This window comes from Mesorhizobium sp. P2_A8 (assembly GCF_056404935.1).
Window position 1 is genome coordinate 169794 of the sequence record NZ_JBFUDB010000011.1, and the last position, 15428, is coordinate 185221.

11 protein-coding genes are annotated in these 15428 nt (G+C 64.4%); 4 read left to right on the forward strand and 7 right to left on the reverse strand.

What is annotated here, in order from left to right; all coding sequences use genetic code 11:
- Positions 1-6 precede the first annotated feature (6 nt).
- Both AC1D10_RS30225 and AC1D10_RS30230 read right to left on the reverse strand, forming a co-directional pair.
- Positions 7-1149, reverse strand: a complete 1143-nt coding sequence (locus tag AC1D10_RS30225; protein WP_477278467.1) for an NAD(P)/FAD-dependent oxidoreductase — start codon at positions 1147-1149, stop codon at positions 7-9.
- Between the two features lie 117 nt (positions 1150-1266).
- Positions 1267-1932: a peroxiredoxin gene (locus tag AC1D10_RS30230; RefSeq protein WP_477278468.1), complete on the reverse strand. Its 666-nt coding sequence runs from the start codon at positions 1930-1932 to the stop codon at positions 1267-1269.
- 137 nt (positions 1933-2069) lie between these two features.
- On the opposite strand from AC1D10_RS30230, the gene AC1D10_RS30235 reads away from it, so the two are divergent.
- Positions 2070-2939, forward strand: coding sequence for an AfsR/SARP family transcriptional regulator (locus AC1D10_RS30235; RefSeq protein WP_477278469.1), 870 nt, complete (start codon positions 2070-2072; stop codon positions 2937-2939).
- A gap of 936 nt (positions 2940-3875) precedes the next feature.
- Positions 3876-5447: a serine hydrolase gene (locus AC1D10_RS30240; RefSeq protein ID WP_477278470.1), complete on the forward strand. Its 1572-nt coding sequence runs from the start codon at positions 3876-3878 to the stop codon at positions 5445-5447.
- A gap of 12 nt (positions 5448-5459) precedes the next feature.
- Here AC1D10_RS30240 and AC1D10_RS30245 read toward each other — a convergent pair whose 3' ends face one another.
- Positions 5460-5678 (reverse strand): hypothetical protein, encoded by a 219-nt coding sequence (locus AC1D10_RS30245; RefSeq protein WP_477278471.1) that lies wholly within the window; start codon positions 5676-5678, stop codon positions 5460-5462.
- Positions 5679-5820: 142 nt separating this feature from the next.
- Between AC1D10_RS30245 and AC1D10_RS30250 the strand changes: the two genes are divergently transcribed.
- The gene (locus AC1D10_RS30250) at positions 5821-7308 is read left to right on the forward strand and encodes a winged helix-turn-helix domain-containing tetratricopeptide repeat protein (RefSeq protein WP_477278472.1); all 1488 of its coding nucleotides are present in this window, start codon (positions 5821-5823) and stop codon (positions 7306-7308) included.
- Between the two features lie 364 nt (positions 7309-7672).
- On the opposite strand, the gene AC1D10_RS30255 is transcribed toward AC1D10_RS30250, so the two are convergent.
- Complete coding sequence (locus AC1D10_RS30255) at positions 7673-8608, reverse strand: hypothetical protein (protein ID WP_477278473.1); 936 nt, start codon at positions 8606-8608, stop codon at positions 7673-7675.
- A gap of 229 nt (positions 8609-8837) precedes the next feature.
- On the opposite strand from AC1D10_RS30255, the gene AC1D10_RS30260 reads away from it, so the two are divergent.
- A complete protein-coding gene (locus tag AC1D10_RS30260) occupies positions 8838-9950 on the forward strand; it encodes a KamA family radical SAM protein (protein ID WP_477278474.1) in 1113 nt (370 codons plus the stop codon).
- A 6-nt stretch (positions 9951-9956) separates the two neighbouring features.
- Here AC1D10_RS30260 and AC1D10_RS30265 read toward each other — a convergent pair whose 3' ends face one another.
- From AC1D10_RS30265 to AC1D10_RS30275, 3 genes are read right to left on the reverse strand one after another with little or no spacing between them, the layout of a single operon-like run.
- A complete protein-coding gene (locus AC1D10_RS30265; protein WP_477278475.1) occupies positions 9957-10613 on the reverse strand; it encodes a 4'-phosphopantetheinyl transferase family protein in 657 nt (218 codons plus the stop codon).
- The gene (locus tag AC1D10_RS30270; RefSeq protein WP_477278476.1) at positions 10610-11071 is read right to left on the reverse strand and encodes a GNAT family N-acetyltransferase; all 462 of its coding nucleotides are present in this window, start codon (positions 11069-11071) and stop codon (positions 10610-10612) included. The genes AC1D10_RS30265 and AC1D10_RS30270 overlap by 4 nt, the downstream gene beginning before the upstream one ends.
- Positions 11068-15207, reverse strand: a complete 4140-nt coding sequence (locus tag AC1D10_RS30275; RefSeq protein WP_477278477.1) for a Pls/PosA family non-ribosomal peptide synthetase — start codon at positions 15205-15207, stop codon at positions 11068-11070. The genes AC1D10_RS30270 and AC1D10_RS30275 overlap by 4 nt, the downstream gene beginning before the upstream one ends.
- Positions 15208-15428: the final 221 nt, after the last annotated feature.

Below are 15428 nucleotides of genomic sequence, written 5' to 3' on the forward strand. Positions count from 1 at the left end.
CCGGCCTCAGAGGCCGAACCAGCGCGAGCGCCGGCTCGATCCAAAGGTCTCCTTGTCGGCGCGCAGCGCCACCGAGGGTTCGTAGTAGGTGCCGGTTGGAGCTGGACCCGAGAAGAAATCGACCTCGACCTTGCCGATGCGGCCGCCGCCGAACTCGATATAGCAGGTGCCGAAGCCGTCATAGAGCGAGCCGCTGCCGCTCTGGCGCAGTTTTGCGATGAGCCCGCTGGCAACGGCGCGCGCCGCACCCTCGGCGAACACGCCGGCCTTGGGCGTGCCGGTGTTGGCGCCGTCGCCGACGGCGTAGACGTTCTCGTATTTTGTTTCGAGCGTACGTGGGTTGACCGGGATCCAGCCGTTCTCGGCCATGCCGCTCTCCAGCACCACTGGCGGCACGCGATGCTTGGGAACACCGAGGAAGAGATCGAACGGCATTTCCGTGCCGTCGTCGAGCACCGCCACATTGCGGGCATTGTCGACGGAGGCGACGCGCCTGGTGGGGACGAACTTGATGCCGCGTTCGGCAAAGGCCGCCAGCAGCGCCCGCGAGGTGTCGGGCGAGGGTGGTACCGGGCTGCCCAGCGGCAGCACCAGGGCGATCTCGCAGGCCTCGCGCACGCCCTGCCTGACCAGATAGTCATGCAGCATCAGCACGCATTCGCTGGGCGCCGGCGGGCACTTGTAGGGCGCCCCGCAGACGCCGACCATCGCCTTGCCTTTCCTGAAGGTCGGCAGCACGTCGCGCAACCGCTCCGCCCCCGCCACGGTGTAGAACTCGTTGGTTCCCGAAAGCCCTGGCGTGGCGTCGAAATCATATTCGGCACCCAGCGCGACGACGAGGTGGTCGGCGTCGAACACGCCGTCATTGGTGGTCACCCGGCGTCTTTCGGGGTCGATCGAGGTTATCGTGCGCTTCAGCATCCTGACGCCGGGCTTGGCGTAGCTTTTGTAGGGCAGGCGCACTGCCTGCGGCGTCTTCAGGCCGAACATCACGTCCAGCTTTGAAAAGCCGAACACGAAGGAATCGCTCTGGTCGATCAGCGTCACATCGATGCTGTCGCCCATCGCTTCGGAAAGCAGCGTCGTCAGTTCCAGGCCGCCGAAACCGGCTCCCAGCACGACGATATGCGGTTTGGTTGCAGTGTTCATCTTTGTTCCCCACCAATATTTCCTGGTTGACCGATCATTCCCGTCGTGGCGGCGGGGACTTCCTGTGTCCTCGCCGCCAAAGTATTGGCCGTCCAAGTCCTCGTCGTTTGGCTGATGTCAGGTCAGGACTGGCTGCGGCACGATGCGGATGTAAGGCTTCGGCTCCTTCCAGCCTTGCGGGTAGAGTTGCTTGGCTTCGTCGTTCGACACCGATCCCGCGATGATGACGTCGTCGCCCGGCTTCCAGTTGACCGGCGTCGCCAGGCGGTGCTTGGCCGTCAGCTGCAGGGAATCCACCACGCGCAGCACCTCGTCGAAGTTGCGGCCCGTCGTCATCGGGTAGGATATCACCAGCTTGATCTTCTTGTCCGGGCCAATGACATAGACGTTGCGCACCGTCTGGTTGTCGGCGGCGGTGCGCCCGTCGGCGCTGTTGCCGGCCGACGCCGGCAACATGTCGTAGAGCTGCGAGATGGCGAGCGTCGGGTCGCCGATCATCGGGAAGTTCGGCGCCATGCCTTGCGTCTCGGCGATGTCCTTGGCCCAGCCCGCGTGCTTCTCGACCGGGTCGACGGAGAGGCCGATGACCTTGACGCCGCGCTTGTCGAACTCGGGCTTGAGGCGCGCCATATAGCCGAGTTCGGTCGTGCACACCGGCGTGTAGCCCTTGGGGTGGGAGAACAGGATGCCCCAGCCCTTGCCCAGCCATTCGTGGAAGCTGATCGTGCCTTCGGTGGTCTCGGCGGTGAAGTCGGGGGCGATGTCTGCGATACGGAGTGACATGGTTGCTTTCCTTTCCGGTTGGAATTCGATTGCGAGGGCAAATTAGGAAATCTATGTTCCGCCAGCGTTCCCCAACGCTCCCTGGCTGGTGACGGGTTCTGGCGCCGCCATGGCCGGGCTTTCCTGATGGTGCCTGCATGCGCGTTTCGATCCTTCTGCTCGGCCGCTTCGCCGTCAGCGTCGATGGCCGCCCGATCCCGGCGGCCGACTGGCGGCGCGACCGCGCCTCGGCCCTGGTCAAGCTGCTGGCGCTCAAGTCTGGCCATCGCATCCACCGCGAGCAGGCCATGGAAATTTTCTGGCCCGATGCCGATCCCGAGGCGGCCGGCGCCAATCTGCGCAAGGCCATTCATTTCGCGCGCCGTGCGCTTGGGGCCCACGACCTGATCGAGGTGAGCAACGACATCGTCTCGCTTGCCCCGCATGCCGAGCTCGAGATCGACGCCGAAAGCTTCGAGGCCGCCGCCAAGGCGGCGCTGCGCGGAAGTGACAGGAGCGCCTATGAGCGCGCCGCCGGCCTCTATGGTGGCAGGCTTTTGCCGGACGATCTTTTCGTCGAGTGGCTCGACACGCCGCGCGCGCAATTGCAGCAGCGCTACAGCGACCTCTTGCGCGCCGGCGGCCTGTGGCAGCGCCTGATCGCGCTCGACCCCGCCGACGAGCAGGCCCAATGCGCGCTGATGCAGGCGGCACTCGATGCCGGCAACCGCGTCGAAGCCATCCGCCAGTTCAACCAGCTGCGCGACAACCTGCACGCCGAACTCGGCGTCGGGCCGAGTGCGGCGACCATTGCCCTTTACGAGAAGGCGCTGGCACTCTCCGGCGCCGAGACCGTCAGCCCGTCGGAGCGCTCCGCACTTCGCTTGCCTGGGGCCTGGTGCATCTGCAAAGCGGCGAGTTCGACAAGGCAAGCGAGATCGCCAGGCACACCCGCGACCTGGCGCTCGGCGCCGATCTGCCGCGCGAAGTCGGCGAGGCGAGCGCGCTGCTCGGCCTCGCCTCGATGATGCGGGCGCAGTGGCCGCAACTGTTCCGTTCCGAATTCATCGAATGGGTTCGCGCCAAGCCGGCCTTTGTGCAGCATGTCTTCGATGGCCACCTTTGCCTGTCCGAATTCTGCCTGTGCAGCGCCTCGGGCCATGCCGAAGTTGCAGGCCTTGCCCGCGAGCTGCTCACTGTGGCCGAGGAGGCCGGATCGAATGCCGGCCGCGGGCTTGCCTGCCTGCTTCTGGGCGAGGCGGCGCTGTTCTCGGGCGACCTCGACGAGGCCGAGCGCCATCTGACCGAGGGCGAGCGGCTGTTGCTTGAGGCGGACGCGGTGGCCGGCCGCGTGCTCGCCATAGAGCGGCTGGCCGAGATCGCACTGGAGCGCGGCCAGAAATGGCGCGCCAGCCGGCTCATCCAGCGCGGTCTCACCGACGCCGAACGCTCATGGCTGTCGCCGCACCTGATCATGCGCATGCAGGCGCTGGCCGTGCGGGCGGCGGCGACACCCAAGATGGTGGCGCAGGAGATCCTCGCCGGCGACCGGCTGTTGACCCACGGCGCCTGCCAGCCCTGTTCGATGGCGCTGCGTACGGCCTCTGCGATCGCGCTCGCCGAGGCGGGCGAACTGGACCAGGTCGACCGCCGCCTGAACGACGCCGAGCGCATCGCCGGCATGTGGCATGGCGGCCCCTGGGCGGCCGCCCTTTGGGAAGCGCGCGGTGTGCAGCGGCGGGCGCAGAACCACGAGATCCGCGCGCTCGCCGCCTTCGACGAGGCGGCCTCACGCTATCAGGAACTCGGCCGCCCGCGCGACCAGGCCCGCTGCCTGGCCCGCATGGGCCCCGAGGGCTGACGGCAGGGCCGGATTCCTCGCCCATTATGGATGGCGCGCGGGCTGGCCTCACCCGCGCCGGCCTGTATGATCGCAAAGTGAATGCACGGGAGGAGGCTGGCGCATGCGTCTGAATCGGAATCTCTGTCATTGGTGGATTCTGCATCGGTGGATTTGGGCCTTCACCGCCGCCATGGTGCTTTGGCCGCAGGCGGCGCCGGCCGACGGCATCACGCCCGAGCGGATCACTGCGGCCCTGTCCAAGCTTGAAGCGCTTGCCGAAGCCGCCGTCGCGGACGGTGCCGTACCCGGTCTCGCCATCGCCGTCGTGCACGATGACGAGGTGATCTTCCTGAAGGGTTTCGGGCATCGCGAGGCCGGCAAGCCTGAGGCCGTCGACGCCGACACGGTGTTCCAGATCGCCTCCCTTTCCAAGCCGGTCTCCGCCACCGTCGTGGCGGCGCTGGTCAGCGACGGGATCGTGTCCTGGGATTCGAAGATCGCCGACCTCGATCCGGCCTTCCGGCTGGCCGATCCCTATCCGACCAGTCAGCTTACCGTCCGCGACCTGTTTTCGCACCGCAGCGGGCTTCCGGGCACCGCCGGAGACGACCTCGAGGACATTGGCTACGACCGCGCCGAGATTCTGCATCGCCTGCGGTACGTGCCGCCATCGTCGAGCTTTCGCGCCGGCTACTCCTACAGCAATTTCGGACTGACCGAAGGTGCCGTGGCGGCCGCGACGCCGACAGGCAAGCCGTGGGAGGAAGTCGCCGAGGAAAAGCTCTACCGTCCGCTTGGCATGGCCTCGACCAGTTCCCGCCATTCGGATTTCATCAAGCACACCAATCGCGCCGCGCTTCACGTCAAGATCGATCGCGCCTGGGCCGCTGAGATAGAGCGCGATCCGGATGCGCAGGCGCCCGCCGGCGGTGTCAGCTCCACGGCTCGTGATCTCTCGCAATGGGTGCGCCTCATCATCGGCAACGGCGTCTATGCCGGCAAGACACTGATTGCCGCCGATGCGCTGGGTCAGACGCATGTGCCGCTGATGACGCGGGGCAAGAACCCCGTCTCCGGCGGCGAGTCCTTCTACGGCCTCGGCTGGAATGTCGAATTCGGCCGGCATGGCCTGAGCTGGGGTCATGCGGGCGCTTTCAGCGTCGGCGCACGTACGCTGGTGACAATCTTCCCGGAGAACAAGCTTGGCATCGTCATCGTCACCAACGCCTTTCCGACAGGCCTGCCGGAGGGGCTGTCCGACAGTTTCGCAGACCTCGTCTTCGACGGTACGGTCGGCAAGGATTGGGTCAAGGCATGGGATGGGATCTATGCAGGCCTGTTCGGCCCGGCGGTCGCGGCAGCGAAGGCCACCTATGCCACGCCGCCTTCTCCGGCAAGGCCGGTCGGGCCGGCCAGTGCCTATGCCGGCCGCTACGCCAACGACTTTTTCGGCGACGCGGTCGTGTCGACAGCAGGAGACGGCCTTGTGCTCAAGGTGGGCCCGGCCGGCGCCCGGTCCTATTCATTGACGCATTTCGACGGCGACCTGTTCCTGACCTTCCCGGATGCCGAGACGCCGGACAGGCCCACCGGCGTGAGCTTTGTCGTCGGCCCCGACGGCAAGGCATCGGCCGTGACCATCGGTTTTCTCGATGACAATCATCTCGGCACGCTGCAGCGGGTGGGCGACTAGGGGCTGAGCACGTCACCAACTGGGATCCCGGCCTTCGAGATCATCGTCCGGGACGATCAGCGGCTGGCGACGAAGACTGGCGTATGGGGCCAGGTAGGCCATTTTGAATGCGTCGCCCATCACACCGCATATGGCGTTGAGCGTTGCGCCGATTGCAAGCCTCGGAAAGCTTAGCCGTGGCAGATTAAGGCGTCTGACGGTAGTCGGGGCAGTGGTGGAGATGTCAGCCATGGTGTCCTCCTGTGAGACTGAGAATGACACCGCTTCCCACTCAGGTCCTTGGTCAGGAGCTGAAGAGTCCTGAACAGCCCTGAAGTTCGCCTTCAGGGTCATCTTGGATTATCTTTGCCGGCGAGGGATGGGTTCTTGGCTGATGGACCTGGAGTTTGGGAACTATCGTTTGAAACGAGCCGAACGGCTGCTGCTGGGGCCGAAAGGGCCGGTGGAGCTTTCGGCTCGTTCCTTCGACATCCTCGCCATGTTGCTCGAGAGGCCGGACGAGGTGATCGGCAAGACCGAACTTTTCGATGCGGTCTGGCCCGGCGTGGTGGTGGAGGAGAACACGCTGCAGGTCCACATTTCGGCGCTGCGAAAGCTGCTGTCTGCCGAGATGATCGCAACCGTGCATGGTCGCGGCTATAAATATGCTGGTCCCAAGCCCTTCGCGGCTACGGCCGAGGCGCCGTCCAGACCGTCCATCGTCATACTTCCCTTAGACAACATGAGCGGCGACCCGGAGCAAGACTATTTTAGCGACGGGATTACCGAAGACATCATCGCCGAGCTTGGCAAGTTCAAGGAGTTTCTTGTCATTGCGCGGAACTCCTCCTTCCAGTTCCGCGGCAAGGCGAATGACCTGGCCGAGGTGGCAAAGAGACTTGGCGTCCAGTACGTCGTCGAAGGCAGCGTGCGGAAGATCGGCAACCGGGTGCGGATCGCCGTGCAACTGATCGATGCGTCCTCAATGGCTCATATCTGGGGCGAACACTACGACCGGGAACTCGACGACATTTTCGCCATCCAGGACGAAATTACCCAGATGATTGCGGCGCGTCTGGCACGGCAGGCCAGAACCGCGATTGCGTCGCGTGCCAGGGGCAGGCCGACCGTCAACATGTCGGCCTATGACTTTTACCTGCGGGCGCTGCAGCTGGCAGCAACCTATGACTATGACACGGTGCGCGAAGCTGAACCATTTCTGCGCGAGGCGGTAAAGCTCGATCCGCGGTTTGCTGCTGCCCACGCCTTGCTCAGCTTTGTCGAGACCCTCAAGTTCTTCTGGATCTATTACAATCCAGACGTTTTGCACTCCGGACTGAAGATCGCAAGAACTGCACTGCAGCTTGACCCCGACGAGGCCTATGGGCATCTCGCCACGGGTTTTGCTCACTTGTATCTGCGCCAATTCAGGCAGGCTGAAATCAGCCTTGACCGGGCAGTTGCCCTCAATCCGAACGATCCGTTCATTCTTAGTATCCGCGCGCTTCACCTCAACTACACGGATAGGCCTGATGAGGCGCTCGTTGAGATAAACGAAGCCCAGCGCCGCGACCCATACGCTGTGGGATGGTATGGAGACTTTCGCGGTATCATCCTGACCACGGCTGGACGATACCGCGAGGCAACGGCCTGCTACGCGAAAATGGTAACTGTACCACCGTGGTCGCTCGTTCGTCTTATCGTCTGCCATTCCGAACTGGGCGAAATCGAGCAAGCGCAGGAGGTTCTGGCAAAGGTCAAGGCACATTACCCTGGACTAAGCCTTGACGAGATTGTCGATACGGAAGTGGACTTCTACAGGGATGCCGCCGTGTGCAGCCGTTACCGCGCGATCCTGCAGCGCGTTGACAATCAAGAATAAGCTCTTCCGGGCCGGGGCCGCCGTGGGCTGCCCATCGCTCAGATCGAGTGCTAGCGGCATCATCTCGGCACGCTGCGGCGCGTGGGTAACTAAGGGCTGACAGGGGCAACAACCGGCGGCCGATCGCACGTCTTGTGCCGCAGTTCATCGTTCCAGATGTACTTGCCCGATGAGGAATCGTCGCAAAGATCGATGCGATTGTTCACCTCAGCCCCGATGTTTGATCGATCAATCAACCTCAATTTATGCGGCCCGGGCCCAAAAGTGCGCAGCGGTTTTGGACAATGACATGAAGCGCATCACCTGAACCCGTTCAGACACGACGCGCTGTCGGAGCGGCGGGCCTTGCCCGCTCATTCTCGACTCAGGGCGCCTGGCCGTACTGGAGCAGTTTGAAGCAATCGCCGTTGCCCGACTTCGCCTGCGTCAGCAAGGGTTTCGACCGGTCGATCCATTCCTGATGCGATCTCGCATCGGCTTCGATTGCATCCACCGGTGCAAGGCTGACGAAGCTGCGCCCGTGGCTGAGGAGCCAGCACGCACGGCCGAGAAATCGCCTGCTGCGCTGGCGCAGGAGGTCGGCATCGTAGAAGATGTCGAGCACCTCGTGCTTGATCTTGCGCGCCTTTTCAGGATTGGCGATCGCAAGTTCGACCGGCTCGCCGCCGATCGCATCCTGCAGGTCCTTGTAGTCGAGGGCGAGCTGGGTGGTGGCATATTTGATCTCGCTCTCGTCGCGCACGATGTCGAACCAGAGCGTCGGATCGAGCTCGTTGACGACGAACGACGATTCGAAATCGCGCGACAGGTTGAGGATATCGAAGTCCCGGACGTCGACGTCGCGCTCGACCAACAGGATCTCGCCGACCTGCTTGCCGAGCTCCGCTCCCTGCGCGCCGATCGCGGCGTTGGTTCCACCAAGTTCGGGACTGACATAGGCCCCGCCTTCATCCAGCAGTGCGTCGAATTCGCCAAGCGACCCGGCGACGGGAGCGCCGCGGGCGATGCGCGCCGCCAGCTTGGACAGAACCTGCTGGAGTTCCGTTTCGCGTCGGCGCTGGTCCTGGTAATTCTGCTGGAAAAAGAAGATGAACAGCGACACGCCGATGCCGATCAGGATCACGCCCAGCTGCGAAAAGATGTTGCGGTAGTATTCCAGCAGCTTTTCGCGGTGGCGCACGTCGTCGCGCACACTGTGGGCGACGCGCAGATTGACGATCAGCGACAGGATCAGCAGCCCGGCGCCAACCAGGATGAGGCCGCCGATGAGCAGGTAGCCATGGCCTGTGCTGAAATCCATCCGTTTTCCCTGAACCCCGGACTGCGCAGAATAGTGCTATTTTGCTTAAATACCTATGGGCTCGCAGGAGATGGGTCGATGGCGGCAATCCATCGCTTGTCCGCTCTGCGGCAGCTGGCATTCCGCCCCGCCGATGCGAAGGAATGCGACGGGTCTGCGGCAAGCGGATGGTTGACCCGCCTGGCCATCCGGCCGATAGCTCCGCCAGAAATTGCCCCCGAGATATCCGATGACTTCAGACGCCAACCTCAAAGACGCAATCGAGCCCACCGATGACGCCGCCTGGCAGGCCGAAGTCCGCGCCGGCGTGCGGCATGTGCGCGATCTGGCTTCCCTGCCGCTGTCGCCGGGCGAGCGCGCGGCGGCTCAAGCCGCGGCCGCGAACCACAAGGTGCGCATCCCAAAAACCTATCTCGACCTGATCGACTGGAACGATCCCGCCGATCCGATCCGGGCGCAGGTCATCCCGTCGCCCGACGAATTGCTGGAGCAGGACGGCGAGCTCGACGATCCGATCGCCGACCACGAGTTCAGCCCGGTGCCGCGGCTGACGCATCGCCATGCCGACCGGGTGCTGCTGTTCCCGACCTATCAATGCGCGGTCTATTGCCGGTTCTGCTTTCGCAAGGAGTCGCTGACGTCGATCGGCCGCGGCTATACGGGCGAGGCGCTGGAGCCGGCCTTGGCCTATATCGCCGGTCACCCCGAAATCCGCGAGGTGATCCTGACCGGCGGCGACCCGCTGTCACTGCCGGACAAGGCGCTGGCCGAAATCCGTGGCCGCATCGAGGCGATCGCGCATGTGCGGCTGCTGCGCATCCACACCCGCGTGCCGGTGGCGCTGCCGTCGCGCATCACGTCAGGGCTGGTCGCGGCGCTGCAGGGCCGGCTGATGGTCACGGTCGTCACCCATTTCAACCATCCGCGCGAGATCACCGACGCTGCGGAAGCCGCCTGCCGCACGCTGCGGCAAGCCGGCTTCGTGCTGCTCAACCAGAGCGTCCTGCTCAAGGGCGTCAACGACACGGTCGAGGTGCTGGAGGAGCTCTGCCGCGAGCTGATGTACCGCCTCGGCGTCAAACCCTACTACCTGCACCATGGCGACCTCGCGCGGGGCATGGCGCACCGGCGCACCACGATTGCGCAGGGACAGGCGCTGGCCGCCGCGCTGCGCGCTCGCCTGTCGGGCATCTGCAACCCCGTCTATGTACTCGACCTGCCGGAAGGCGGCGGCAAGGTGCCGATCGGGCCTTGCTATGTCGAGGGACGGGACGGGGAGAGCTGGCGGCTGCGCGGGCTGGATGGCGAGGTGAGGGGGTATCGGGAGGTGGTTGGGGAATAGGGTGCGTTAACGCGGATCAACCCACGCCAAGACGACCACGCGCGGAGCAGCGCAGTATGCGAGGCTGACGTTGCGGCCGCTCTTCGTCATCGCACGACCTGCGTCGAGGTCCACGGTGATATCCTCATAGCCCAGGACCTCGCGATCGAGCGGATAGACCGCCTTGTAGACGGCTTCCTTGGCGCAAAACAGGATGCGGCCGGCAAGATGCCGCTCCGCCGCGTTGGTCCGGTCCGCAGGGGTTGCCACGAGCGCGAGGATGTCGTCTGGCAAGGGCTGTGCGGGCTCGACGTCGATGCCGAGAGAGGCGATGTGGGCAACATGCGCAACCGCCGCTACGGCCATGTCGTCGTCATGGGCGAGCGAACCGGTTATCCCGTCGGGCCAGACCGGCGTGCCGGATGGCGCGCGCAGGATGGCGAAGCCGTTGACGCCAACATCCGCCAGCAGCCCGTGTGCGATCCAGCGGGCCGCTCCGCTGGCGCGCCGCATGGCCGGCTGGCGCGCGAGGATGGAACGCGCTTCCTCGGACAGCAGATGGGCCTCGTCGCCGTCGCGTATGACCCGGCATCCGATGCGGACACTTTTGGGCGCAATGGCGACCATCGCCCGCAGCAGGGATGTTTGCGCAAGCGCGACTTCAGGGGAGGGCGGCGGCGTCAACGATCGTCCGCCGGCAGGACCAGGTCGGCGATCATTTCCCCGTCTTCGTCGAGCCTTTGTTCTACGAAGCCGGCGGCGCGATAGAGCCGTCGTGCCGCTTCATTGTGCGGTTCGTAGCAGATTGAAATGTGCCTGATGTGGCCGAGGCTTCCGATTTCGTCCAGCACTTCACGCAACGCAGCCTTGCCGTAGCCTTTGCCCTGCCAGATGCGGTCGATCATGAAACGGTAGATGCGCGCCTCGTCGTCATCCTGCGGCGCCTCGTACATCAGGAAACCGACGACACGATCCCCAGCCATGACGATGCGCGGACGCGCGTCGTCGTCAAACCCGGCTTCGTCGAGGGACTCCGCATTGCTGGCGACGAAATCCATCTGCTCCGGGGCCAGTTCCAGGGACGCGACCAAGGCCCGGTTGGCCTCGGTCACCGAAACGAGACGGATGTCTGCGGCCTTCAAGCCGATGCCTTGGCGCCATCGCCCGTGACCGGGGTCACGAACCGGTGCAGCTTGGCTGGGTTGCCCCGCCAGATGGAGTTGGGCTCCAGCTCTTCACCCTTCATCACGAAGGAGTCGACATCGACCATCGATCCTTCGCCCATCACGACGCCGTAATGGACGAACGCGGAAGGCCCGAGCGTGCAGCCCTTGCCGATGCGGATGAAATCGGACTTGAACGCGCCTTCTTCCAGAGAATGGGCCTGGATGACGCAGCCTTCATTGAGCGTGACGTCATCGCCGATCTCGACCAGCGAGCGCTCGGTCAGGTTCGCGCCGCCGTCATAGACCCGCTTGCCCACCTTGACGCCCAGCATGCGCAGGATCATCGGCCGGAACGGCGTGCCGCCGAACAGGCGCACGATCGGCGAATCGGCAAGCTTCCAGTGGCGTTCGTGGCGCCAGAAGGCGACGTCGTAGATCGTCGTCATTTGCGGCTTCAGCCTGCCGAAACCAAGGCTTGCCCGTTCCACGAAGATGTAGAACGGAATGGTGATCGCGGACGTCAAAAGCACGGCGACGAAGAGGGCGACCTCCGCCCATTCGGTATAGTAGTTCAGCGCGCGGTCCCAGATCGCCAGCGTGGCGAACAGCATGATCCATTGCGTAGCCACGAACAGCAGGATCGTCACCATGTTGTGGCGGTTCTTGTGCGGGATGCGCCGGCGCCGGTCGTCCTCGTCGACACCGGCGATGAGTTCCTTGTCGCGGTTCACCATGCGCGGGATTTCAAAGGAAGGCGAACCGAGAAGGCCGACATTCTCGCGCAACGGCCCATCGATCGGGACCATCACCTTGGTGCCGAGCAGGACGTTGTCGCCGGTGCGCCCATCCGGCGGATAGTAGATGTTGTTGCCGAGATAATTGCGTTCGCCGATCCGCGTCGGCTCGAGCCTGAATGCGGAGGCGGATTTGTGCATGTTGATCATGAAAAGCCCGTCCGACACCATGGTCTCGGTGCCGATCTCGCACAGCAGCGGGTTTTCGTGCTGCTGGTTGCTGCCGAAGTTGGAACCGGTCTGCACCACCTTGTTGAGGTTCCAGCCGATGGCGCGCATGTAGTGCACGATTGCCGAACTGTCGCCGAACAGGAGGCCGAGCACGCGGGAGTTGCTCGAGAATTCGGCGACGGTCTGCAGCCAGTAGCGGAAGCCGTAAAGCGTATAGGTGCGGCCGGGTTTCAACAGCAGGCTGAGCAGGCGCGGCACCAGTGTCGCCGCGAGAAAGGCGGCGGCGATGTAGCCGAAAAGCGTGACCGTGGTGCCGATCGCGACGATGCCGATGGTCTCCTGATAGTCGTCGCCGACATTCTCCCAATAGCTGTGGAACAAGAGCGGCAGCGGGGTGACGATGGCAAACAGCCCAATCAGCTGCACCGCTTCGAAGAGGAAGCGCCGGATGTTGGAAGGATCGACGTTGCGCACCTTGCAATAGTCCGCCGTGGTCGGCACGGCCGGCGATCCATGCCAGCGTTCGCCGTCCGGGATGCTTTGCCCGCGGTGCAGCGAGGACGAATGGCCGAGCTGTGCGCCGTCGCCGATCCGCGTGTCGATGTCGAGCGTGGAGCCGACGCCGACGAAGGCATCGCGGCCGATGGTCAGCGGCCCGGTGTGGATATAGCCGGACTGGGCCCGATAGCCGAGGATCATCGATTCCTTGCGCAGGATCGTGTTGGCGCCGATCGAAATGAGATCCGTGCAGACGGGCACGGATTTCGATTCGATGACTGCGTTTTTCCCGAGCTTGGTGCCGAGAAGCTGCAGATAGAAGCTGTAGAGCGGGCTGCCGCGGAACAGCACCACGGGTGCTGTGCGGATCAAGGTCTTGACCACCCAGAAGCGGAAGTAGCGCAGGCCCCAGATGGGAAACGCCTCGGCCTTCCAGCGGCCGATCAGGACCCATTTCGCGACGACGGCAAAGCCCGACATGCCGAAGAACACGGCGGCCGAAAGCGCCACGCAGCGCAAATAGAGCTGCAGCGGGTCGTCGAGCGCGTCGTACATCCAGTTGAGGCCGTCATTGACCGCCCACAGCGCCCCATAGCTGTAGAGCCCGTAAAACACGAGCTGCGCGGCGCCGCAGGTCCAGTAGGCAAGATCCGATGCCTGGCGGGTGAGAACGGGCTCGTTGGTGGCCGTCGTCATCTCCTCCGCCACGCTCAGGTGTTTGGCGAGGCGCGCCACGGTCGGATAGAGGTAGATGTCGCGCATGGACGTCGTCGCCCATTCCTTGCGGGTGCGCACGCGCGCGCAGAAATGCGCCATCAGCAGCGAGTTGGCGCCGAGATCGTCGAAGAAATTGTCCTCCACGGACACCTCGTCGAATTTCAGCACCGCGGCCAGTGCGTCGGCCAAAAAGCGTTCGTCGTCATTGCCGGGCGGCACCATTGTGCGGCCGGCCGAAAGCCGGATGCTTGTCGGCTTCGGCAGCTGGCGGAGGTCCACCTTGTTGGAGACCGTCATCGGGATGACAGGCAGTTCCTCCAGGTAGGACGGCACCATGTAATCGGGCAGGCGCCGCTTCATCGTCTGGGCGAGATCGGCGCGGGAGATCGCCGGCAGGCCGGGTTTTGGCGCGTAGTAGGCGACGAGTTCGACGCGGCCGGGCTCGATCTCCCAGGTGGTGACGGCGGCCTGTGCGATCTCGGGCTGGTCGAGCAGCACCGCCTCGATCTCGCCGAGTTCGATGCGATAGCCGCGGATCTTCACCTGGGTGTCGATGCGCCCGTTATACTCGATCTCGCCCTTGTCGTTGATCCGGCCAAGGTCGCCGGTCCGGTAGATGCGCCTGGACGGGTTGTTGGGCAGGTCGAGGAAATCGGCGATGAATTTCTGGTCCGTCAGGTCCGGCCTGTTGAGATAGCCGACCGCGAGCCCGATGCCGGCGATGCCGATCTCACCCAGTTCGCCCGGCTCGGCAAGCTGCGGCAGCGAAGCGTCGAGAATGACGATCGAGTAGGTCGGCAGCGGCGCGCCGATCGTCACTGGACTGTCGGGCGTCAGCGCGCCCATCGTCGCCGTGACGGTCGCTTCGGTCGGGCCGTAGGTGTTGAGGATCTGCCGCCCCGGCTTCGACCAGCGCACCACCAGATTGTGCGGGCAGGCCTCGCCGCCGACCAGCAGCGTGCGCAGGCTGGGCACGTCGCTGGCCATGGACGACAACAGGGTCGGGCTGCAGGCCATGCAGGTGATGTCATGGTGGCGCAGGAAATCCGCCAGTTCCTCGCCCACGAGCGGCATCTGGYCAGGTGCCGGCACGACCGTCGCGCCGGCGACGAATGGCACCCAGATCTCTTCGGAGGAAAAGTCGAAGGCGATGGTCATGCCCTGATAGACACGATCGCCCGGCCGGTAGCCGTAGGATGCGGCGGCGACCCGGATGAAGTTGACGAAGCTCTGGTGCCTGATGACCACGCCCTTGGGCTTGCCGGTGGTGCCCGAGGTGTAGAGGATGTAGCAGGTATCGTCCGCTACAGCGGTCTTGGCATGCGGCTTCAGCGGCGCGCCGGACTGTCTGGAGATCTCGGCTCCGGCGCTGTCGATCAGCAAGTGGGGAACCGGCAGTTGATCGGCTCGCGACGCATAGGCGGCGATGGTGACGATCAGGCTTACGCTGGCGTCTTCGATGATCAGCGTCATCCGCTCCTGCGGAAACGCGGTGGCCAGCGGCACGAAGGCCGCGCCTGCCTTCATCACCGCCAGCAACGCAACATAGGTCTCCGCCGACCGGTCGAGGATAAGCCCGACCCGGTCACCCCTTCGCACGCCGCGCTTGATCAGCAGGCGGGCGAACTGGTTGGCACGGCTGTCCAGCTCCCGATACGTCCAGACACGACCGTCGGAGATCACCGCCGGCAGCGCCGCAAATGTCTCGGCAAGCTGCTCGAAGACCGTATCGAGCCGCTCACCGGGTTGGCCCTGCCGGGCAAAGTCGGCGCCCGTCAGGATCTGGCCGCGGGCGACTGTTGCTGGGTGGTGAGCGACCCTTACGAGCGCATCGACGCTTGTGCGGTAAGTCTCGGGCTGGCTGCCCGGTCTTGCCGCGTCCAGTTCGGCCGCATCCAGTTCGGCGATATCGACACCGTGATCCATTTCCATACTTTCTCGTCCTGGCCGGGCAACGCGTAGCGCGGCCAATTTCCGGCCGCGCGGGATGCTTATGCCAGCCGATCTTTTCGCCAGTTTTTCCGAACTGTTGAGTTTTGTTTCTGGAGTGTGTCTGAGCGCTTTTCCTACCGTCCGCCTGAGGGCTGCGAGCTCAGGTCAACAAGCCTGATGGCAGCCAGCCCGGCGGGTCGGCGGCTTTTGTTCCTGTGGCT

Coding starts and splice junctions, on each gene's coding strand:
- AC1D10_RS30225 (WP_477278467.1), bottom strand. CDS start 1,149: ATGAACACTGCAACCAAACCGCATATCGTCGTGCTGGGAGCCGGTTTC.
- AC1D10_RS30230 (WP_477278468.1), bottom strand. CDS start 1,932: ATGTCACTCCGTATCGCAGACATCGCCCCCGACTTCACCGCCGAGACC.
- AC1D10_RS30235 (WP_477278469.1), top strand. CDS start 2,070: ATGCGCGTTTCGATCCTTCTGCTCGGCCGCTTCGCCGTCAGCGTCGAT.
- AC1D10_RS30240 (WP_477278470.1), top strand. CDS start 3,876: ATGCGTCTGAATCGGAATCTCTGTCATTGGTGGATTCTGCATCGGTGG.
- AC1D10_RS30245 (WP_477278471.1), bottom strand. CDS start 5,678: ATGGCTGACATCTCCACCACTGCCCCGACTACCGTCAGACGCCTTAAT.
- AC1D10_RS30250 (WP_477278472.1), top strand. CDS start 5,821: ATGGACCTGGAGTTTGGGAACTATCGTTTGAAACGAGCCGAACGGCTG.
- AC1D10_RS30255 (WP_477278473.1), bottom strand. CDS start 8,608: ATGGATTTCAGCACAGGCCATGGCTACCTGCTCATCGGCGGCCTCATC.
- AC1D10_RS30260 (WP_477278474.1), top strand. CDS start 8,838: ATGACTTCAGACGCCAACCTCAAAGACGCAATCGAGCCCACCGATGAC.